Genomic DNA, 20574 nt, shown 5'->3' on the forward strand with positions numbered 1-20574 from the left:
AGTTCTGGCCATCGCAGCCGGTCGGATATAGTCATGGGAGTGAGCGAATCAGGATTCGCTCATGCAGTCGGAGAAAGCAGCATGAACGCAGCCCAAAGGCAGCCGGCGGAAGCGAAGTTCGAGCCCCTGCTCCAGTTCGAGATGGAGATGGGCACCTTCCTGTCCGACTGGCAACATTGCGATCAGTTGTCGACCTTCATGGCGCGGATGATCAGTCACAACCGGACGGATCCGCTGCGGCACTCGAACTTTTTCTCCTCTGCCCTCAACGAGCTCCTGGAAGTGTCGTTTCGCGGCGGCACGCCGGAGGGTCGCATCGGCTGCGCCGTCTATCGACACGGTCCGAAGGAGCGCGTGAAGCTCTCCTTCCCGTGCCCGCCCGGCCAGCGACAGTTCTTCCGTGAAGCGGTCGCGAAAACCCACAGGAACGACGCATACGCCCGTTATCTGGACGCGCTTTCCTCCGATCTTGGACCAAGCCGGGAGGTCGTCCTGCTGGACCTGGCGATCAATTTTGATGCCGAGATTCATCTCGAAGAAGAAGCCCCGCCGTCGATCACCATCATTGTGGATCTCCCCCTTGAAGGAATAGTGCGTTGAGTACGGCAATGCTTGCAGCGCCCTTCCAGGCGGAATTCGACGCCAACAGCCAGGAGTTCTCCCTTGCCGGCGTCCTCAGGCCGCGTTCCGTCGACGAGATCGCTCACAGCATTACGGAGTTCCGGAGCGCAATCGAAGAGGCGCGCGGCGTCCTCTACATCAATGTGAAGCGCCTTGCGCAGATGAACAACACGGCCTTCCACGCCTTTTCGCGCGTGGTTCTCGACGCCTGCCGCACGCGCTCGGACATCCGTTTCGTGGTCGTCACGTCGAGCGTCGTCGGCTGGACCGAACGGATGTTCCGGCACCTCGGCAAGATCGAACCGCAGATAACGGTCGAGGTCTACGATTCGAAATTCTATCCGGGCCAGAGCTTCGTCGAAGACACCAGCTTCATTCCGATCCTGCGCACGCAAACCAAGATGACCTGGCGCCATGAGCGCACCATCCTGCCGCGCCACGGCATGCGCCCGGGGATCGTGATGGCCGACATTTGCTGCGGCATCGGCGACTTCGCCGTGTTGGTGCGCAAGGAGTTCCAGCCGGCCCGCATCGTGGCGCTCGACCACTCCAGGGCAAGCCTTGCCTATGCCCGCGACGTGGCGGCGAATTTCGGCATTTCGGATATCGAATACTCCTATGGCGACGCATCCGAGATGCTGCTCGAGGACAATCAGTTCGACCTGGTGACCTGTCGCCATTCGCTGCAGATCTTCAACCAGCCGGATCTGCTGCTGAAGGAACTGTACCGGATCTGCAAGCCGGGCGGGCGCGTCTACATCACCAACGAGAAGAATTCGCACTGCCTCGGCGAACCGCGGGCGCAGAGCATCCAATGGACCTATAACGAGGTCGCCAAGCTGTTCGCCCATTTCGAGATGGATGTGGAACTCGGGCCGAAGAGCCGTCGCTTTCTTGCCGAGGCCGGATTCGACGACATCCTCGTCGAGTCCTTCATGGTCACCAATCAAGACGGGGACCCGCAGGACTTCGCCGACGTCATTACCGCCTGGGAGAATGTCTATGCCGGCGAGATGGCCGTGAAGCGCGGCGATCCGCCGGAGTTCATCGAGCGGTTCCGCCAGGGCTTTCGCGACCATATCTTCGCGGCCCTCCACCCCAAGGGCTACGCTGGCTGGCCGATCTGGGCAGCATCCGGGCGCAAGCCGCTATGAACGCGTTCGATAAGAAGACCACCCGCTTCGGTTTGCGTTCGTTCCGCGCCAAGTTCATCCTCGTGGTTGGCGGCGCAGTGCTTTTCGACCTGCTCGTGACCGGGGGGCTTGCGCTCTTCAACGTGCAGCGCCTGTCCCGCGATGCCACGACCGAGGTCGGCCAGGGCCTGGAGAAGGCGAACCAGGACTATATCCGCTCCTATGCGGAAACGACCGCCGCTCGCGTCAACCTGCTTCTCAACCAGGTTCACTCCGACGTCGGCACGCTGGCCGGCGTGCTGCAGGCGCAGATCGACCGCCCCGTCAGAAAGTCGCAGATCGGCGAGGCGATGGCGCGCGGCGCCCCGGGCACCGTGACGGTCACCTATGACGAAAAAGGCGGATGGGCCCAGAACCTGCCCGGCCCCCCGTCGGTGGTCAGCGTCTGGGGATACCTGCTCGATGCCAAGCACGTCCCCTTGCCCGAGGTCCAGACGGATATAGAAAACAGCGCGGTTCTCGACCTGGTCGCTCCGAGCCTGCTGGCGAACGGCCAATCGAAGCTGCAGATGTACTATATCGGTCCGAAGGAGCGGCCGATCTTCCGCACGGCCCCCTATACGGAACAGGCTCAGACCTTCGACCGACTCTATCCGGGCCACAACCAAGCCGAGTTCTGGCCGTTCTTCTTTCCGGGACTCTACGAATCGTGGGAGCAGTGGGCGAGCAACCCCGCGTCCCGTCCGGTGAACAACGACATCACCCAGACGGCGTCCTATACGGACGCGATCACCGGCAAGCTGATCGTCAGCTTCTTCCAGCCCTTGTGGTCCTACGACCGCAAGCGGGTCGCGGGCGCCGCCGGCGCCGATATCACCCTCGACCAGCTTGCCGAGATCGTCGAGAACGTCCGGGTCGCCAACAACGGCTTCGGTTTCCTGACCATGTCGGACGGCAATGTCGTCGCCATCAACCCGGTCGGCGAAAAGGTAATCGGACTTCAGTCGTCGAGCGACACCAGCGGCGCGGGCGTGACGGGCCTCGATCGCTCGCTGCGCAACAGCGCGCAAGCCGCGATCGCCAAGTTGCCGCTGGATCAGGATGGCCTATTGCAGCATGTTCTGCTCGACGAAAACGGCGAGAAGGTGCCCTATCTCGTCGTCCTGAAACAGCTGCAGCCGACGAACCTCTGGATCTCCGGCCCCGTTCGGCGCGAATCCATGCTGCTCGGCATTGTCGTGCCGGAGCGGGAAATCTACGCCTCGCTCGTTGCCGCGCAGGCCGGCATCACCGAGGCGACAAACAGGATCCTGATCTACCAGGTCCTGGCGCTGCTCGTGTCGCTACTCTTCGTCACTTCCGCCGTGTTCGCCATATCCGGGCGTATAACGAGCGGCATCAGTGCGCTCGCCGATGCAGCCCGGCGCATTCAGACCAAGGACTATTCCGTCCGGGTCGATATCTCGACGCGCGACGAGGTGGGCGAAGCGGGCGCGGCCTTCAACCGCATGGCTGAGCAGATCAGCTACCACACCGAGAACCTGGAGCAGCTCGTCGAGGACCGGACGAAGGAGATCGAAGAGGCAAACCTGCAGATTTCGGCGCTGAACGAGCAGCTGCGCAGCGAGAACCTGCGCCTCGGCGCCGAACTGGCGGTCGCCCGGCAGATCCAGATGATGGTGCTGCCCAAGGCCGGAGAACTCGAGGAAATTTCCGACGTCGAAATTGCCGCCTATATGCGGCCCGCCGACGAAGTCGGTGGCGACTACTATGATGTCCTGAGGGACGGAGAGCGGCTGAAGATCGGCATCGGCGACGTGACCGGTCACGGCCTGGAAAGCGGCGTGCTGATGCTGATGGTTCAATCAGTGGCGCGGGCCTTACAGGAGGCCGGCGACATGGATCCCTCGCAATTCCTCAACCGCGTGAACCGCGCCCTTTACAAGAACATCGTCAGAACCAACGCGAACAAGCATCTCTCCCTTGCCTTCCTGGACTATGACGGCAGCCGCCTGATGCTTTCGGGCCAGCATGAGGAACTGATCGTGGTGCGGAGCGCCGGGTGCGTCGAGCGGATCGACACGCTCGACCTCGGTCTGCCGATCGGCTTGGAGCCGGATATTTCGGCCTTCGTGGCGACGCAGGAAATCGCCTTTGACCAGGGCGACATGATCGTCCTCCACACCGATGGCGTGACCGAGGCGGAGGGGCTGGACGGAGAACTCTTCGGAATAGAGAGACTTTGCGAAAGCGCGCGCCGCCGCCACGGCCAGAGTGCTGAGGAAGTCAAAGCGGGAATCATCGAGGATCTGATGGCGCATATCGGCACACAGAAGATCCACGATGATATAACAGTCGTAGTGATGAGACACAGGTAGGCGGATGACGACCTTATATGGAATGGCAGACTTGGCCATCGGTACGGGCGAAAATGTGACCACGCTTCGCCTGTTCGACGGCCCGCTCGACTTGAGCTGGAAGCACTGCGCGATGACGTCGGATTTCGTCGCCGAGTTCGTCGCCTTGCGCTATCGGACCTCCCGCAACCTCTACAAGGAGGTACGGCACAATGTCGGCTATCTGACGAACGAGCTCATCGAAAATGCGGTGAAGTTCCGTGCTTCCGGCGAAATCGTCGTCGAAGCGGCGGTCGGGTCCAATGCCTTTCGCGCCAAGGTTTCCAATTTCGTCGACAAGGAAACGGCGCAGCGCTTCCAGCATCTGCTTTCCGAGATCACAACCGGGGATCCGGGCGAGCTTCTGATAAAACGGATTGAAGAGAATGCATCGGGCGACGGGCCCAGCGGCTCGGGCCTTGGCCTGCTGACACTCATGAGCGATTATGGCGCTCATTTTGCCTGGGTTTTCGGATCCGGCGAGCAGGAGAGCCAGATCCCGCTGGAGACCTACGCGTCTATTACAGTCCCCGATCCCTCGAATTGATGGGCAAGGAAAAACATGGAAATCAAGGAAGAAGAGTATCGCGTTTGGTCCGAGGGCAAGGACATTTACCTCGATGGGACCATGCGGCTGCCGAGTACGGAAGCCTATGCTCCGATCTATTCCTTGGTAATGAGCATCCTTGAAGCCGAGCCGGACCGCCTGACGATCGACGTCACCGGTCTGCAATTTCTCAATTCGTCCGGAATCAACCTGCTTGCAAAGCTGACGATCGAGGCGCGCAAGCGGCCCAACATCCAGTTCACCGTGCGCGGCAGCTCGGAGTTTCCCTGGCAGTCCAAATCACTGCCGAACCTCAAGAAGTTGCATCCCGGCGTTGATCTCAGGCTCGGCTGAAAACCCGGCGGGCCGCACGCTCTCTATCCCTCAGTTGCCGAGCGCCTTCAACCAGTCGCCGATCGTCGAGCCACGGTGTCGCCCGGCCGGAGCGACCGGTGCGACGGGCCGCTCCGTCGCGGCAGCTTTCCTGATTTCCCGCGGGCTCACCCCGAACTCGTGGCTGAAGGCACGGGTGAAATTGGCGGCGACGTCGAAACCGGCTGCCTCGGCGATCTCGGCGATCGGCCGGCCGTCGGACGGATCGCTGAGCGCCGCATGCGCCTGCTGCAGCCGGCGCCTGCGGATATAGTTGAGGACACCGCCGCTCGCTTCGAACAATTGGTAGAGGCGGGTGCGCGAGATGCCGATCGCTCGGGCGATGGCATCCGGCGTCAGCTCGGCCGAATGCAGGTTAAGATGGATATGGCGATGCGCTCGCTCCATCATGCCCTTGTTGGTCTGCGCCCCGGCGGCATCCGGTCTCGCCGACGAGGCGACGCAAGCGACGACCATGTCGTGCACCGTGTGGACGATACGCGGTATCTCTTCCGCCGTCAGGCGGTCGAGGCGCGGCTCGATCCCTTCGATAAAGGTGATCAATAGATCGGCCAGGTTGCCCGACAAGACCAGGTTGTTGGCTTCGCCCAGCACCGCGGCATCGTCGGCGAAAAGCTCGTAGGGCATGAACAGAAGAACGCCGTCCGCCGCCGTCGTTCGGCCGCGAAAGGGATAGCCGAGCGAGCGGAAGACCAGCCGGCCGGGCGCATTCTCGGTGACGCGGCGATCGGCTTCCGTCCAAGTCGTGCCGCTGTGAAGCAGTTCCACGCACCAGTGATCGATCGGGCTGGCGCGCAGCATCGTCTGCGGGCGCAGGTAGCTGTGGCCGGCGACGCGCTGTTGAACGATGAGCAGATTGCCGCAATGCCAAGCGGTCTGCTCAGCGACAAACCCTTCCTCGGGCGGAAGGTTGTCGGGCAGTCGGACCTCGGCAAGGGGCGCCATATGAGTCCGCCAGGCCTGAAACTGCTCTGCCGGATGCAGTTCGCGAGTCGAGAACCGCACGGGGACCAGCGCCGGCGGCGCAACGGAGCGCGGCGCATGGCCGGCGGCCTCGCGCGGCCAGCGGCGGCGTTCCGGCTGCGGCTGCAGGGCCGGCGTCCCGGCTTGGTCCTCTTCCGACTCGGGCACTGTAGGACGATCACGCATACAGACTCTCCCGCCCTCGAATGCAGGCGATTACACGTTCTGGGCGTGGCTACCGACTCGGCCGCATCGATATATGGCGTCGTGCAGAGCCCGCTCAGCACTTAGCAGAGCTTAGTTCTACGCCATTTTTGGTAGAAATGCACGGCGCGATAACTATCGGGATCGCACGATAATGACAATCGCCCCGAGCGACTGTAATGATACACCCATAGTCAACGCCAAGTATTGCGTAAAAGCGTTGAACGTATCTTGATTGAGTATAATTTAAATTACCTATTTATATTGTCCATTTGGAATACATCTTTCGCAGTTCAGTCAATTGTTTTTGGGGATATTGATGGAATACCCGAGAAATTTCGATGGAAATTTTGAAATATCGGTTTGCGAAGATAAAGTATTTCAGCAATCGGAGAGCCCAAAGCGGGTTCTGGTCACTGGCGGCGCAGGTTTCCTGGGGTCACATCTTTGCGCCCTGCTTCTTAAGGCAGGACACCAGGTCATCTGCGCCGACAATTTTTCGACCGGGTTGCGCCGCAACGTCGAGCCTCTGATGCGCTATGACGGCTTCCATCTGATCGCCCACGACATCGTCGAACCTCTCGATGTCGAGGTCGACGAAATCTACAACCTGGCCTGCCCGGCATCGCCGCCGCACTACCAGGCCGATCCCATCCAAACGACGAAGACCTGCGTGCTGGGTTCCCTCAACATGCTTGAGTTGGCGGCACGCTACGACGCACGCATCCTGCAGGCCTCGACATCGGAGATCTACGGCGATCCGCAGGTCCATCCGCAGGTGGAGAGCTACTGGGGCAACGTCAATCCCTTCGGCCCGCGCTCCTGCTACGACGAAGGCAAGCGCTGTGCGGAGTCCCTGTTCTTCGATTTTCACAAGACTCGGCAGGTCGAGATCAAGGTGGTCCGCATCTTCAATACCTATGGTCCACGGATGCGCCCGGATGACGGCCGGGTCGTCTCGAACTTCATCGTCCAGGCGCTCAAGGGAGAAGACATCACGGTCTACGGCGACGGTTCGCAGACCCGCTCCTTCTGTTTCGTCGACGATCTGATAGACGGCTTTGTTCGTCTGATGGCCTCGCCGGCGTCGCTGACCGCTCCGATCAATCTGGGCAATCCCGGCGAATTCACGATCGTCGAGCTCGCCGAGCAGGTGATCGAACTCACCGGCTCGCGATCGAAAATCGTGCAGCGGCCCCTGCCGGTCGATGACCCGCGTCAGCGCCGCCCGGATATCTCGCTTGCCGAACGGGAGCTCGGCTGGCGTCCCAGGGTCGAGCTCACCGCCGGCCTGATGCACACGATCGACCATTTCGATGCGCTTCTCACGCAGTCGAACACACTCCCGGAGGTCGCCTGATGGACACGCCCCGCATCCTGGTAACCGGCGGCGCCGGCTATATCGGCAGCCATACCGCAAAACTTCTTCGTCTGGAGGGCCTCGAGCCGGTTACCTATGACAATCTAACGACCGGCAACCGCTCGTCGGTGCGCTGGGGGCCGTTCATCGAGGGCGATATCCTCGACTCGGCTCATCTCATCGAGGTCATCGAGCACTATGCGCCGGACGCGGTAATCCATTTCGCCGCGTCTGCCTATGTCGGCGAATCCGTCGCCGACCCGGCAAAGTACTACCACAACAATGTCTGCGGAACCTTGTCGCTACTCGATGCGTGCCGGCGGACGGGGCTTGGGAAGGTGATCTTCTCGTCGAGCTGCGCCACCTATGGCGTACCGGCCGCGCTGCCGATCGACGAGGCGACGCGGCAGGAACCGATCAATCCCTATGGCAGGACGAAGCTGATCGCCGAACGCATGCTGTCCGACTACGCGGCGGCTTTCGGCCTCTCCTATGTGGCGCTGCGCTATTTCAACGCCTGCGGAGCCGACCCGGAAGGCGACCTCGGCGAATGGCACGACCCCGAGACGCATCTCATTCCGCGCGCGCTGATGGCGGCCGCCGGCCGGATCGGCAAGCTCGAGGTCTTCGGCGACGACTACGATACGGCTGACGGCACCTGCGTGCGTGACTACATTCATGTCGCGGACCTCGCGCAGGCGCATGTGCTGGCCTACCGGCTTCTTGCAGAGGGCGGCGCGAACCTCGCCCTCAACCTCGGGTCCGGCCGCGGCTTCTCGGTCCGGGAGGTGCTCAGCGCCGTCGGTGCGGTCACCGGCCGGGATGTGCCGGTGGCGATCCGCCCCCGCCGGGCCGGCGACCCGCCGGTCCTCTATGCCGATGCGAGGCTTGCCCGCGAGGTGCTGGGCTTCTCGCCGCTCTATTCCGATCTCGAGACCATCGTGCGTACCGCTGCCCCCTTCTTCGGACTGGAGGCCCGCTGATGATCCGCTCCGTGAACCGCGACGGCGCAGGCCTCGACCATGCGGTCGACGGGCCGCTGCTCGTGCCGGTGCTCACCGGATACCGCCGGGTCGAATATCTTGTCGGGGCGACCGCCTGGCTCGCCGCACTCGCCTGGTTCTGGGCCTGGTGGCTGGATCCCGGCCATCACCGGGACCTCTTCGGGAGCCTCACGGTGACGGCGGTGCTCGCCTGGATTACGCTGCTGCCGGGCTATTTCATCGCCGTCTTCTATCGCGCCAGGAAGCCGAACGGCCCGTTGCGGCTGCCGGCTGAAAGCCGCGTCGCAATGGTCGTCACCAAGGCACCCTCCGAACCCTTTGCCGTCGTTGCCGAGACGCTGGAGGCGATGCTCGCCCAGTATGTGCCGCACGACACCTGGCTCGCCGACGAAGATCCTTCTCCCGCAACGCTCGACTGGTGCGAGAGGCATGGCGTCTTCGTTTCGACCCGCAAGGGGTGTGCCGACTACCACCGCACGTCCTGGCCGCGGCGTACCCGCTGCAAGGAAGGCAACCTCGCCTTCTTCTACGATCACTACGGTTACGATCGTTACGACTTCGTCGCCCAGCTCGACGCCGACCATGTTCCGGAGCCAGGCTATCTCTTCGAGATGCTGCGTCCCTTTGCCGATCCGAAGGTGGGCTACGTTTCGGCGCCGAGCATCTGCGACAGGAATGCCAGTGAGAGCTGGGCGGCGCGGGGCCGGCTCCATGCCGAGGCGAGCATGCACGGCGCGCTGCAGGCCGGCTACAACGGCGGCCTGGCACCGCTCTGCATCGGCTCGCATTACGCTGTCCGCACGGCGGCCCTGAAGGAGATCGGCGGCCTCGGCCCCGAGCTCGCGGAGGACCATTCGACGACCCTGATGATGAATGCCGCCGGCTGGCGCGGCGTCCATGCCCTCGAGGCGATCGCCCATGGCGACGGGCCGTGCACCTTTGGCGACCTGGTGACCCAGGAATTCCAGTGGTCGCGCAGCCTGGTCATGCTGCTGCTGCAGTACTCGCCCCGCCTCGTCGGCCGGCTGCCGCTCCGCCTCAAATTCCAGTTCCTGTTCTCGCAGCTCTGGTATCCGCTCTTTGCGTTCTTCATGGCGCTGATGTTCGCGATGCCGCTCCTGGCGCTCGGCCGCGCCGAAAGCCTTGTCGCCGTCAGCTATCCCGATTTCCTGGCGCATTTCGCACCGCTTTCGATCGTCCTCATCCTGATGGCCTATCGCTGGCGAGCAACCGGGACCTTCCGTCCCTATGACGCGAAGATCCTGAGCTGGGAATGCACGCTCTTCCTCTTCGCCCGCTGGCCCTGGGCACTGGCCGGGACCCTGGCTGCAATCCGCGACTGGCTGACTGGTTCCTTCGTGGATTTCCGTGTCACCCCGAAGGGCACGTCGGAAGTGGACCCGCTGCCCCTGAGGGTCCTCCTACCCTATGCCGGCCTCGCGCTGGCGGCCGTGCTTCCGGTCCTCCTGATCGACGATGTCGGCGAAGCCAAGGGCTTCTATCTGTTCTCGATCATGAATGCGGCGATCTACGGCCTGCTCCTGGTCGTCATCGTTCTCCGGCACGAATGGGAGAACAGGCTTGCCGCGATACCCCGCTTCTATCGTCCGGCCATGGCGGCCGGGCTGCTGTCGCTCATCGCCTTGCCGGGGATCGCCACCGCCGAGCACGGCAAGGACAGTCTCGAAGCGCTCTCCTGGGGATCGGATCACCTGCGCCTCTTCGAGGAACGCTACACGGTGGCGGGGGCCGGCGGCGCGACCTCGCGCAAGACCGTGTTCCGGCCGCGATGGATCTTTCTTCCGACCGACGCGCCGCAGGCGGAGGAGTGACGATGAAAAGGGCGATCCCCGCACCGCATCCCGGCTCAGTCCAAGTGAAGTTGGAAAGCGCGTACCACGACCGCATTCGGAGACGCAGGATGGACAGAGCATCAAAGACAATCGCCCTCGCAATGGCCGGCCTGATGTTTTCGGGCGCCGTGCTGGCGGCGAGCATTCCCGGCCTTGCCGGAAATTCAACGGAAACCGTGCAGAAGCGGCCGATCCTCACCAAGGAATCGATCGACTTCGGCGCCTACGATCCGCATGGCGACTTCGCGGAACCGTCGGCGTCCAGGATCGAGCATCTCTTCCTGCCCTGGGAAGACGTCGATCTCACCACGCTGAACATTGCCGACGACTACGCCCACGCCCGCGGCCGCACCCTGATGATCACGATCGAGCCCTGGTCCTGGTCGCCCGAATGGCGCCTGTCGTCAGAAGGTCTGCTCAAAAGCATCCTCGGCGGCGAGCGGGACCGGAACATGGCCGCGGTCTGTTCAACCGCGGCCACCCTCAAGAGCCCGGTCCTCATCCGCTGGGGCCAGGAAATGGACGAGACGGACAACCAGTTCTCCTGGGCGCATTGGCAGGGCAAGGATTTCGCCGCGGCCTTTCGCCGGATGGTAAAAGTGTGCCGCACGCATCTGAAATCCGCGAAGTTCATGTGGTCGCCCAAGGGCAACGAGGGGCTCGACGCCTTCTATCCCGGCGACGACGTCGTCGACATCATCGGCCTCTCGATCTTCGGCCTCCAGCAATACGATCGGGACAAGGTCGGCCGCGACCAGACCTTTGTCGAGCGACTGACGCCCGGCTACGGGCGCGTCAAGCACTACGGCAAGCCGATCATGGTCGCCGAGCTTGGCTATGAAGGCGATGCCGCCTATGTGCGCAGCTGGGCCGAAAGCGTGGCGAAACGGCATGCCGAGTTCCCGGCGCTTACCGCCGTCGTCTACTTCAACGATCGCGAGATCTATGACTGGCCGGATGGCTACGGCCGGCCGGACTGGCGCGTCGTGCAGGAACCAACCGATTGATTGAAATGCATTTTTTAAAGGAAATCATCAGATGACGACATTCCGCCTATTGCTTCTGGCCGCCACCCTCGCCGGCAGCATCGGGGCCGCTGCATCGACCGCCGAAGCGCGTCGGGGGACTGCGAAGACCACGCCTCTGACCGCCGGCGAAATCCATGCGCTCTATGGCCAGAAATCCTGGATCTGGAAGGCCGGCGCCGGCTATTTCTCCGTTCGCGAACGCCGCTTCACCGCCTGGTCTAAGGAGAACGGCAAACCCTCCTACGGCGTCGGCCGGTGGTTCATCACGGAACCCGGGAGGCTTTGCTTCAAGGCCGATTGGCACGCCAGGGACGGTTCAGCACCCGCGACCACCTGCTTCAGCCACCGAAAGCGGGGCAACGTCATCTACCAGAAGCGCGAGCCGGACGGCCAGTGGTACGTATTCAAGCATGGGCGGACGCGGGCGGGCGACGAATTCGCCAAGCTGCGGCGCGGCAATTATGTGAGCGCCCGGCTGGGCGCGATCCAGACCAGGATCGGTGAGTAACCCTCGCCATGAGCGGCCCTGCGTCCGTCCTTCGGACGCACAAAGGTCGCTGCAGCACTTTGAATGCTGCATGTCCTTATCCTTAAATCGGCGACGATCTAAGGAAACATGCAGCAGGAGTTGCGCATCCCCGAAGCCGACGCAAAATACGGCTCCGCAGATGAGCCCCGGCCTCGGCGCGCAACTCCACCCCTTATCTTGCGAAACAGCTGGATGTCCTTCCGAACCCGCTTGGTGTGCAGATATAGGGGGCACGGCCGAGATAGGTGGCGCCCGCCAGCTTGACCGTCCTCTGGGTGACGGCGACCCGCTTGATCCCGGCGGGTTTCTTCTCCGGCAGCGCGTAGCCGACCTGCTTCGTCAGCGAAGCGGTCTTGATGCTCTTGTCCGTCGTGGCCGAGCACCCTGCTAGGCTGGCGGCCAGAAGGACGGCAAGTGCGGAGCACGCCATCTTGCCGCGGCTGCCGTATGACCCTCGCGAAATCTTCCCTTGCGCGTTCACAACTCGAACTCCCCTCCAACCTTATGGGGGAGCACGGTATCGGCGAGGCTTTAAGTCGCCGTGCAGAAATTACTTACAACTCGAGCGATCCGCCGGAAAACCGGTCGCGCACCTTCGGCGACCGCAGCCGCCGAGGCCATATCGCTGTCTTCCTTCGTGAGCCCAGCTCTGAAAATCAGGCCGCGATGCCGATCGTATAGCTCGCCTGCAGCACCCCACCTTCGAGCTTTTCGAAATCGAAGATGAAGCGCGCCGCATCGCTCGAGGAGAACACCGTATCGCCGCCGTTCATGGTGGCGCGCACTGGACGCGCCGCATAATCCGGGTGCCCCTGATAGACGAGATCGCTCAAGGCGTCGTCGAAGAGAAGCTGGCTGACGAGCAGTTCGCGGTCGCCCAGCAGAGCGCGCAGATGTATATGGACGGCCCGGCTCGGATACCAGCCCGGATAGATGCTCAAAAAACTGACGACGCCATCGGCATCGCTGATCTGCCGGCCGCGCAGGAAGCTGGTGGCTCTGGCCGCCGAATCGTCCGCATTGCACATCGCCGCCGCCTCGCCGGAATAGATACCGCGCGCGTCCGCATGCCAGATCTCGACATCGGCGCCGTCGACCGGTTTGCAGGTCGCGGCTTCGACCAGGCGAAGGCTGATGCGGGTCGGCAGCCCCGTCACGCCGTCGGTCACGTCGCTACGGATCGGCACATCGCTGGTATGGCAGGGACCGAGCGTCTGGGCGAGCGTCGCGACGCATTGCGGCTCGGCGCGGAAGATCGGCTCCGGCAAGTCGCCGGAGACCCCGGCCGTTCCGCCGGAGCGGAAGTCGGACGCCTTCCAGTCGAAGCTGCGGCGCGAAATCGGCGCACCGCTACCGCTGCCGCGCGCCACGAAGACGGCGCCGGCTCCGGCCAGCAGCGCGCCGCCGCCGAGAATGATGGTTCTTCGTTTCATGGCCATCGCGGCGCTCCATTTACGGGACGAGGTGCGAACCGACCGATAGCGCAATCCGATCTCGAACCGAAGTTACGCTTTTGTAATATGCGAAACGAAGCTGCAACTCTCCCAAGTACATCAACGGCGGCCGCCGGAGGCGGAGGATTGCGCCGCAATCCTCGGCGCGGACGGCGCCTCGAAAAGGTCCGGCATCAGATCGGCAAGCCGCACGACCTTGCCGCTTTGCGCGCTCTGAAGCGCCGCGATGCCGCAGAGAACCGAAAGGGCGCCTGCCCGCGCGCCGGCCCGCTGTCCGAGCGGGTCGGCGATGCCGGGCTTGAAGATCATGTTGCGCATGCGGTCGTCGCCGCCGTAGTGCCCGCCCGAGGAATGCGGCACCTTGATATGCTCGACGGCCGGCTGCCCCTTCGGGAAGTTGCGCACCAGCAGGATGACGTCTTCCGGCGGCGTCTCCCAGGGCTGGTCCTCGTATTGGCGCAGCTCGATCCGGCCCTTCGTGCCGTTGAAGGCGATGTGGTGGCCCTCGATCGGCTGGAAGGTGTTCAGCGAATAGGAGACGTGGACATTGTTACGGTAGCGGATGTTGGCGACCATCGTGTCGGGAATGTCGATGTCCTCGCGAAAGACGCAGCCGTCGCGGAAATAGCCGTCGATCTCCGCGGGCTGCTCGTAGAGCGCGTCGAGGAACGGATCGGCTCCGATATCGATGTAGAAATCGCAGCTTGCCTTGTGGGGACAGAGCTTGCAGCGTGGGCCGCGGAACGGCCCCTTGCGCCCGTACATCTGCAGATCTGCAAAGGCGCTGACCGTGTCCGGCTCGCTGTCGAGATACCAGTTCAGGAGGTCGAAGTGATGGGTCGCCTTGTGGACGAAGAGGCTGCCGGAGCGGTCCGTATAGGCGTGCCAGCGGCGGAAATAGTCGGCGCCGTGGTGGGTGTCGAGATACCAGTGGAAGTCGACCGAGGTGACGCGGCCGATTTCGCCGGCATCGATGAGTTCCTTGATGCGCGCCGCCGTCGGCGCAAAGCGATAGTTGAAGGACACGTCGACCCGCCGCCCGGTGCGCTTTTCCGCATCGAGAATGCGGCGGATCTTCTCGACCGTCGTCGCCATCGGCTTCTCGGTGATGACGTCGGCGCCGGATTCGAGCGCCTTGACGACGATATCGTCATGGGTGTCATCCGGGGTGCAGACGATTACCAGGTCCGGCTGCGTTTCGGTGAGCATCGTGTCGACATCGCCATAGATGGGCGCGTTGCTGGCGATCATCGTGCGGGCCCGCTCCGCCCGCAACGCATTGGTGTCGGCGATGGCGACGAGATCGACGAAGCCGCGCCAACCGGCGAGCAGGTCCTCCCCCCACATGGTGGTGCCGCGGTTGCCGGTGCCGACCAGCGCAAAACGACGTTTGTCATCCATCATCTCTCACGCAATCCTGTCTGGAGTGGCGCCGCGCATCCGGCGGCAAAAGAAGAGCAACATGTAAAGATAAAATACATTGTTACCGATCGATCCTCACGAAAGTCAACCAACAGCCATGCGAATTGATGCCTTACTTGTAATCATTATAGCCGAGTTGAATCTTCTCAGCAGCAGGTTCGAAAGCGCTCGACGCAGGTGGCGATCACCTCCTCGGCCGGCCGTTTCCACCAGTTCTCGGCAGAGAAGATCTCGACCTCCTGCGCCCCAAAGAAGCCCGCTGCCTCGACGTGACGCCGGATACCCTTGAGGTCGATGACGCCGTCGCCCATCATGCCGCGATCGGTCAGCATATCCCTGGTCGGGACCAGCCAGTCGCAGATGTGATGCGCGAGGATCGCCTTCATCCGGCCGGCCCGGGCGATCTGGTTGGCGAGATCGGGATCCCACCAGACATGGTAGACGTCGATCGCGACGCCGACGCCCGGTCCGACCGCGTCACAGATATCGAGCGCCTGGCCGAGCGTGTTCACGCAGGCCCGGTCGGCCGCATACATCGGATGGAGCGGCTCGATCGCCAGCGGCACGCCTGTCGCGCGCGCATGCGGCAGCACGGCGTCGATCCCCTCCTCGACCATTCGGCGGGCCCGATCGATGTCCCGGGAGCCGTCGGGCAGGCCACCGACGACGAGCACCAGGCAATCGGCGCCAAGTGCCGCCGCTTCGTCGATCGCGCGCCTGTTGTCGTCGAGCGCCTTCTCCCGCCCGGCGGCATCCGCCGCCGGAAAGAAGCCGCCGCGGCAGAGGCCGGTCAGCTTCAGCCCGTTGGCGCGGACGATGCGGACCGCCTCGCCGAGACCGATCGCCGCCACCTGGTCGCGCCAGGGCGCGATCGCGGTGATTCCGTGCTTCAGGCAGACATCCACGGCTTCGGCAAAGCCGCATTGTTCGCGGATCGTCGCCAGATTGATGGAAAGGCCCTCGACCTGCATGGTGTTCTCCTCCCGGTTTGGTCAGCCTGCCAGTGACGCCCAGTCCGGCTCGACCGAGGAGCCGAGGCCAGTCGCGCGCAAGACGGATGCAAAGGTGATGTCGCCGTTGCAAATCGCCAGACGGGCCCGCCCGGCGGCGTCCTCGTAAAGATCGCCATGGGCGGCGAGATAGGCGGCCTGTTCCGCCATCGGTGCCCGGCCCATGCCGTCGACATAGTGGTGGCCGTTGCGCTCGATATGCCCGGCGCCGATAAAAGCTGCCAGGACGAGGTCCTGCTGAAGGCCAAGGCCGGCCTGCGTCGTCAGGTCCTCGGCGGACATGAAATAGCGGGCACTCCCCGCCTCGCCGTTCCATTTCTCGACACGGGCGCGATTGATCAGCGACCGATAGAAGCCCTTGCAGGACTTCGACGAGATGCCGGCATAGCCGAGTTCGCGGGCCCGCAGGAAGGATCCGACGTCGCCATCGGACTCGTCGATCTCGAGCGGCAGCCGCTCGGCGATCGCCGCGACCGATTTCGACAGCGCCTCCGCGCGCGCAATCGGCTGCTCGAAGAACAGCATTGACGCCCGCAACCGTTGCAGGCGGGGCTCTTTCTCGATCCGCTCGAGAAGGTCGCCGACGCCATCGCCGCTTTCGAACTGCTCGTTGCCGTCGAGCGTCACCCGATAGTCTTCGACAAGCCGATCGAGCACCGCGGCGATCGCGACCAGCCGCTCGGTATCTTCGGCAGGGCGCCCGGAGACCTTGATCTTGAAGAAGCGGTGGCCATAGGCGGCGATCACCTGGTCCAGCCTCTGCGGCAGCCCATCCTCCAGCCGTTGCGCGGAATCCAATTCGGAGGCAGTCAAGGTATCCGCAAGGCCGATCGTGTGGCGGACGGCAAGGTTGGGCTCGGGCGCCAGCCGCGACAGGAAGCGGGTGAGATCGAAGCCGGCTAGGTCGGGCGCGGTGGTGTCGGTGACCCCGAGCAGATTGCCCGTGATCGCTTCGACAGCGCTGACGCCCATCATCCGGCAGAGCGCATCGATGATGGCGCGGTCGACGAGCGCCAGCCCGTAGGAAGCCACAAGTGCGGGCAGGCCATGTCTTGCCGCCGCCCAATGATGATTCGCCTCGGCAGCGGCATGCAGGCCGAACGGAGTGTCCGCCTTGAGCGACTGCAACCCTTCGATCGCCAGACGAAGCGACGTCCGGAGCTGCCCGACATTGTCCTCGGGCGACAGTGCCGGGTTCTTGTCGAACCATTTCGGCATCATCATCTCGGCCGACCAGCCGACGGCCGACCGGCCGCGTTCATCCTCGACCCGCACCCGCACGAAGGCCTGCGGGGCGCGCTCGACGCGCGCCGCGCCGAAGCGGAAGGGAAAGCGGAAATCGACCGGCCGCTCGAAGAAGTCCGCTTCAAGGAGCCTGATGCGAGGGGCTTCCGTCATGGCCGCGCCTCACGCGACGCCATGGACGGCAAGCACGCGCTTCATGCGCGCCGTCGCGAGTTCGGGATCGGCGAGAGCCCCGGCCCTGTCCGCCAGCCGGAAGAGTTCGGCCAAGTGAGCGAGCGAGCGGGTGCTCTGCTGACCGCCGATCATCACGAAATGATCCTGCAAGCCGTTCAGATAGGCGAGAAAGACGACGCCGGTTTTGTAGAAGCGCGTCGGCGCCTTGAAGATATGCCGCGACAGCGGCACGGTCGGTTCGAGCAGTTCGAAGAATTCCCCGCTCCGCCCCTTGCCCAGCGCCTCCAGCGCCGCCGAAGCCACCGGCGCGATCGCATCGAAGATGCCGAGCAGCGCGTCCGAATGGCCCTCCTCGTCGCCGGCGATCAGTTCTGCATAGTTGAAGTCGTCGCCGGTATACATGCGCACGCCCTCAGGCAATTGCCGCCGCATGACGATCTCCTTCTCCTTCGAAAGGAGCGAGATCTTGATGCCGTCGACCTTTTCGGCATGCGCCTCGATGACGGTCAGGCAGGTCTTCATCGCCTCCCTATGGTCGGCATTGCCCCAATAGCCTTCAAGCGCCGGATCGAACATCTCGCCGAGCCAATGGATGATAACCGGCGCCTTTACCTGCGAGAGAACCCGATAGTAGACGCGGGCATAGTCGTCCGGGCTCCTGGCGGCCGCGGCGAGCGCCCGGCTCGCCATCAGGATGATCCGTCCGCCTTCGGCTTCGATCGTCTCGATCTGGCTCTCATAGGCCCTGATGATGTCGTCGACCGTCACCTCAGGACCGGGCACCAGATGGTCGGTGCCGGCGCCGCAGGCGATCAGCGCGCCGGGGCGGCCGCGCGCTTCGGCGAGCGCCCGGCGGATGAGCTCGCGCGCCTCCGGCCAGCCAAGCCCCATGCCGCGCTGGGCGGTGTCCATCGCTTCGGCAACCCCGAGCCCGAGGTCCCAGAGGCGATGTCGGAAGGCGAGTGTTCGCTCCCAGTCGATCGCCGGCGTCAGCCACGGATCGTTGTCGGCGAGCGTATCGGCGACCACATGCGCCGCGGCGTATGCGACCCGCGGAAAGGCGGCCGCCTCTCGCTTCCTGAGCGGAACCGGCCGGCCGGTGAGCTCATACCGGGCAAGCCTGCCTTCGAGGGGGAGATCGATGCTTGCCATGACTCAGAACTCCAGTTCCGGAACATCGAGCCAGCGGCGCTCGGCCCAGGACTTGAGGCCGAGTTCGGCAAGCTGCACGCCCTTGGCGCCGGCTTCGAGGCCGTATGGCCAGGGCGCGTCCTCGGCGACATGACGCAGGAACATCTCCCACTGGGCCTTGAAGCCGTTGTCGAAGAGCTGCGTGTCCGGCACCTCGTCCCAGGTCTTATAGAAATCGATGGTCTGCGGTTGGTCGGGGTTCCAGACCGGCTTCGGCGTGTTGACGCGGTGCTGGGTCCAGCATTTCGTCAGGCCGGCGACCGCCGAGCCGTGCGTCCCGTCGACCTGGAAGGTGACGAGATCGTCGCGGCGCACCCGGACCGTCCAGGAGGAATTGATCTGCGCGATCACCCCCCCTTCGAGCTCGAAAGTGGCATAGGCCGCATCGTCGGTGTCGCAATCATAGGTGCGGCCCTCTTCGTCGACGCGGCGAGGGACATGGGTGGCGCCAAGGCAGGAGACGGACTTGACCTCCCCGAACAGATTGTCGAGCACGTAGCGCCAGTGGCAGAGCATATCGAGGATGATGCCGCCGCCGTCGTTCTTGCGGTAGTTCCAGGAGGGCCGCTGCGCCGGCACGCCCCAGTCGCCTTCAAAGACCCAATAGCCGAACTCGCCGCGCACCGAGAGGATCTTTCCGAAAAAGCCGGAATCCCTGAGCATCGCCAGCTTGCGCAGGCCGGGCAAGAACAGTTTGTCCTGCACCACGCCGTGCTTCAGTCCGGAGGCGCGTGCCTTTCGGGCCAGCTTGACGGCGATCTTCAGATCGTCGGAGATCGGCTTCTCGCAATAGACATGCTTGCCGGCCTCCAAGGCCTTGCCGATCAGTTCGGCGCGCATCAGCGTCGTGCCGGCATCGAAGAAGATCTGGTCCTTCGGGTCGGCCAGCGCGGCGTCGAGGTCCGTCGACCAACGGGCAATGTTGTGGCGCTTCGCCAGCTCTTCCATCTTGTCGCGGTTGCGTCCGACGATGATCGGATCGATCTCCAGCCGTTCGCCGGACTTGAGCGTGATGCCGCCCTGGTCGCGAATGGCCAGGATCGAGCGCACCAGATGCTGGTTGTAGCCCATCCGGCCGGTGACGCCGTGCAGAATTATCCCCAAACGTGGCATGCGATCTCCTCCCTGACAGGCCTCGTGGGCGGGACCGCCCCTCGCGAGCCAGTAACTAAACAGTTACTTTGTGGCAGAGAAAAATCCCACTTGTCAACATTAAAAACGACATGACAGCGATTCAGCGGCGAATGGAGGCCAGAGTCACCTGGACGATATGCTGCTTCCAGGCCTCGATATTCGCCTCTTCCATCAGGTCGCGGCCGAAAATCGTCGTCAGCGTATGCTGGTTGGAGATGTAGAAATAGCCAAGCGCGGCGATCGTCAGATAGACGTTCAGGGGATCGGCGTCGACGCGGAACAGGCCCTTCGCCTTGCCGCGATCGAGCAGGTCGGCGAGCTTGTCGATGAAATGCGAATGCAGCTCCTTGAGCCGCGTCGACTGGCGCAGCCACCGGGCCCGATGCAGGTTCTCGGTGCCGAGCAGGCTCAGGAATTCCGGGTGCTCGAGGAAGTATCTCCAGGTGAACATGGCCAGCTCCGCCACGCCCTGCTCCGGCGTCAAGTCGCTGAGATTCAAAGATTTCTCAGCCGTTCGAATGCCGATATAGGCTTCCTCGAGAACGGCAAGGTAGAGCTGCTCCTTGTCGCCGAAATAGTGGTAGAGCATCCGTTTGTTGGTACCGGCCCGCTCGGCGATCGCGTCGACCCGCGCCCCGCCGATGCCGTTCTCGGCGAACTCGACCGTCGCCGCGGCAAGGATCGAGGCCCGCGTGCGCTCCGGGTCGCGGCTTCCGGCCCGGTCCGCCCGCCCGCTGGTCGCCTCTTTCCGCGCCTTTCCTTCCGCCTGCAGCTTGTCCATTCCGTCACCTCCGGCACCGCTTGCCATCAGCGGCAATCGATGCGACTTTGTAAAAAAATCTTACAAGATAATGATACCTTCGCACACAACTGCTTGACAGGATCATTGCTTGTCCATAATTTGTAACCAATT

General features: G+C 63.4%; 19 protein-coding genes. 10 read left to right on the top strand and 9 right to left on the bottom strand.

Going from position 1 to position 20574, the window contains the following annotated elements; genetic code table 11:
* Positions 1-81: 81 nt before the first annotated feature.
* From NGR_RS08550 to NGR_RS08570, 5 genes are read left to right on the top strand one after another with little or no spacing between them, the layout of a single operon-like run.
* On the top strand, positions 82-600 hold the full coding sequence (locus NGR_RS08550) for a ubiquinone/menaquinone biosynthesis methyltransferase UbiE (protein WP_015887853.1): 519 nt from the start codon (positions 82-84) through the stop codon (positions 598-600).
* The gene (locus NGR_RS08555) at positions 597-1775 is read left to right on the top strand and encodes a class I SAM-dependent methyltransferase (protein WP_015887854.1); all 1179 of its coding nucleotides are present in this window, start codon (positions 597-599) and stop codon (positions 1773-1775) included. Before NGR_RS08550 ends, NGR_RS08555 begins: the two co-directional genes overlap by 4 nt.
* Complete coding sequence (locus NGR_RS08560) at positions 1772-4132, top strand: SpoIIE family protein phosphatase (protein WP_015887855.1); 2361 nt, start codon at positions 1772-1774, stop codon at positions 4130-4132. Before NGR_RS08555 ends, NGR_RS08560 begins: the two co-directional genes overlap by 4 nt.
* A gap of 4 nt (positions 4133-4136) precedes the next feature.
* Positions 4137-4697, top strand: coding sequence for a slr1658 superfamily regulator (locus NGR_RS08565; protein ID WP_015887856.1), 561 nt, complete (start codon positions 4137-4139; stop codon positions 4695-4697).
* 15 nt (positions 4698-4712) lie between these two features.
* Entirely contained in the window at positions 4713-5051 is a 339-nt protein-coding gene (locus NGR_RS08570) for a slr1659 superfamily regulator (RefSeq protein ID WP_015887857.1), read from the top strand.
* Between the two features lie 30 nt (positions 5052-5081).
* On the opposite strand, the gene NGR_RS08575 is transcribed toward NGR_RS08570, so the two are convergent.
* Entirely contained in the window at positions 5082-6239 is a 1158-nt protein-coding gene (locus tag NGR_RS08575; RefSeq protein WP_015887858.1) for a helix-turn-helix transcriptional regulator, read from the bottom strand.
* A 337-nt stretch (positions 6240-6576) separates the two neighbouring features.
* On the opposite strand from NGR_RS08575, the gene NGR_RS08580 reads away from it, so the two are divergent.
* From NGR_RS08580 to NGR_RS08600, 5 genes are all read left to right on the top strand, one after another.
* On the top strand, positions 6577-7617 hold the full coding sequence (locus NGR_RS08580) for a UDP-glucuronic acid decarboxylase family protein (RefSeq protein ID WP_015887859.1): 1041 nt from the start codon (positions 6577-6579) through the stop codon (positions 7615-7617).
* Positions 7617-8600 (top strand): UDP-glucose 4-epimerase GalE, encoded by a 984-nt coding sequence (galE, locus tag NGR_RS08585; protein ID WP_015887860.1) that lies wholly within the window; start codon positions 7617-7619, stop codon positions 8598-8600. The genes NGR_RS08580 and galE overlap by 1 nt, the downstream gene beginning before the upstream one ends.
* Positions 8600-10453 carry a glycosyltransferase family 2 protein gene (locus NGR_RS08590; RefSeq protein WP_015887861.1) on the top strand — a complete coding sequence of 618 codons (1854 nt, stop codon included), beginning with the start codon at positions 8600-8602 and terminating at the stop codon, positions 10451-10453. The genes galE and NGR_RS08590 overlap by 1 nt, the downstream gene beginning before the upstream one ends.
* A gap of 89 nt (positions 10454-10542) precedes the next feature.
* On the top strand, positions 10543-11481 hold the full coding sequence (locus NGR_RS08595; protein WP_032490813.1) for a glycoside hydrolase family 26 protein: 939 nt from the start codon (positions 10543-10545) through the stop codon (positions 11479-11481).
* 31 nt (positions 11482-11512) lie between these two features.
* Positions 11513-12010 carry a DUF995 domain-containing protein gene (locus NGR_RS08600; protein WP_015887863.1) on the top strand — a complete coding sequence of 166 codons (498 nt, stop codon included), beginning with the start codon at positions 11513-11515 and terminating at the stop codon, positions 12008-12010.
* A gap of 193 nt (positions 12011-12203) precedes the next feature.
* Here the strand turns inward: NGR_RS08600 and NGR_RS08605 are convergent, their stop codons facing one another.
* The 8 genes from NGR_RS08605 to NGR_RS08640 form a co-directional block, all read right to left on the bottom strand.
* Complete coding sequence (locus NGR_RS08605; protein ID WP_015887864.1) at positions 12204-12512, bottom strand: hypothetical protein; 309 nt, start codon at positions 12510-12512, stop codon at positions 12204-12206.
* Between the two features lie 175 nt (positions 12513-12687).
* Positions 12688-13470 (bottom strand): intradiol ring-cleavage dioxygenase, encoded by a 783-nt coding sequence (locus NGR_RS08610; protein WP_015887865.1) that lies wholly within the window; start codon positions 13468-13470, stop codon positions 12688-12690.
* Positions 13471-13584: 114 nt separating this feature from the next.
* On the bottom strand, positions 13585-14889 hold the full coding sequence (locus tag NGR_RS08615; RefSeq protein WP_015887866.1) for a Gfo/Idh/MocA family protein: 1305 nt from the start codon (positions 14887-14889) through the stop codon (positions 13585-13587).
* A 164-nt stretch (positions 14890-15053) separates the two neighbouring features.
* Complete coding sequence (locus NGR_RS08620) at positions 15054-15878, bottom strand: sugar phosphate isomerase/epimerase family protein (protein WP_015887867.1); 825 nt, start codon at positions 15876-15878, stop codon at positions 15054-15056.
* A gap of 21 nt (positions 15879-15899) precedes the next feature.
* Positions 15900-17315, bottom strand: coding sequence for an enolase C-terminal domain-like protein (locus NGR_RS08625; RefSeq protein ID WP_015887868.1), 1416 nt, complete (start codon positions 17313-17315; stop codon positions 15900-15902).
* A gap of 9 nt (positions 17316-17324) precedes the next feature.
* On the bottom strand, positions 17325-18488 hold the full coding sequence (locus NGR_RS08630) for a dihydrodipicolinate synthase family protein (RefSeq protein WP_015887869.1): 1164 nt from the start codon (positions 18486-18488) through the stop codon (positions 17325-17327).
* A gap of 3 nt (positions 18489-18491) precedes the next feature.
* Positions 18492-19640: a Gfo/Idh/MocA family protein gene (locus tag NGR_RS08635; RefSeq protein ID WP_015887870.1), complete on the bottom strand. Its 1149-nt coding sequence runs from the start codon at positions 19638-19640 to the stop codon at positions 18492-18494.
* Positions 19641-19761: 121 nt separating this feature from the next.
* Positions 19762-20442: a TetR/AcrR family transcriptional regulator gene (locus NGR_RS08640; protein ID WP_015887871.1), complete on the bottom strand. Its 681-nt coding sequence runs from the start codon at positions 20440-20442 to the stop codon at positions 19762-19764.
* Between the last annotated feature and the right edge of the window lie 132 nt (positions 20443-20574).

This window comes from Sinorhizobium fredii NGR234, from assembly GCF_000018545.1.
Lineage (GTDB): Bacteria > Pseudomonadota > Alphaproteobacteria > Rhizobiales > Rhizobiaceae > Sinorhizobium > Sinorhizobium fredii_A.

Coding starts and splice junctions, on each gene's coding strand:
- NGR_RS08620 (WP_015887867.1), bottom strand. CDS start 15,878: ATGCAGGTCGAGGGCCTTTCCATCAATCTGGCGACGATCCGCGAACAA.
- NGR_RS08640 (WP_015887871.1), bottom strand. CDS start 20,442: ATGGACAAGCTGCAGGCGGAAGGAAAGGCGCGGAAAGAGGCGACCAGC.
- galE (WP_015887860.1), top strand. CDS start 7,617: ATGGACACGCCCCGCATCCTGGTAACCGGCGGCGCCGGCTATATCGGC.
- NGR_RS08590 (WP_015887861.1), top strand. CDS start 8,600: ATGATCCGCTCCGTGAACCGCGACGGCGCAGGCCTCGACCATGCGGTC.
- NGR_RS08615 (WP_015887866.1), bottom strand. CDS start 14,889: ATGATGGATGACAAACGTCGTTTTGCGCTGGTCGGCACCGGCAACCGC.
- NGR_RS08570 (WP_015887857.1), top strand. CDS start 4,713: ATGGAAATCAAGGAAGAAGAGTATCGCGTTTGGTCCGAGGGCAAGGAC.
- NGR_RS08595 (WP_032490813.1), top strand. CDS start 10,543: ATGGACAGAGCATCAAAGACAATCGCCCTCGCAATGGCCGGCCTGATG.
- NGR_RS08575 (WP_015887858.1), bottom strand. CDS start 6,239: ATGCGTGATCGTCCTACAGTGCCCGAGTCGGAAGAGGACCAAGCCGGG.
- NGR_RS08550 (WP_015887853.1), top strand. CDS start 82: ATGAACGCAGCCCAAAGGCAGCCGGCGGAAGCGAAGTTCGAGCCCCTG.
- NGR_RS08565 (WP_015887856.1), top strand. CDS start 4,137: ATGACGACCTTATATGGAATGGCAGACTTGGCCATCGGTACGGGCGAA.
- NGR_RS08600 (WP_015887863.1), top strand. CDS start 11,513: ATGACGACATTCCGCCTATTGCTTCTGGCCGCCACCCTCGCCGGCAGC.
- NGR_RS08560 (WP_015887855.1), top strand. CDS start 1,772: ATGAACGCGTTCGATAAGAAGACCACCCGCTTCGGTTTGCGTTCGTTC.
- NGR_RS08630 (WP_015887869.1), bottom strand. CDS start 18,488: ATGGCAAGCATCGATCTCCCCCTCGAAGGCAGGCTTGCCCGGTATGAG.
- NGR_RS08580 (WP_015887859.1), top strand. CDS start 6,577: ATGGAATACCCGAGAAATTTCGATGGAAATTTTGAAATATCGGTTTGC.
- NGR_RS08635 (WP_015887870.1), bottom strand. CDS start 19,640: ATGCCACGTTTGGGGATAATTCTGCACGGCGTCACCGGCCGGATGGGC.
- NGR_RS08610 (WP_015887865.1), bottom strand. CDS start 13,470: ATGGCCATGAAACGAAGAACCATCATTCTCGGCGGCGGCGCGCTGCTG.
- NGR_RS08625 (WP_015887868.1), bottom strand. CDS start 17,315: ATGACGGAAGCCCCTCGCATCAGGCTCCTTGAAGCGGACTTCTTCGAG.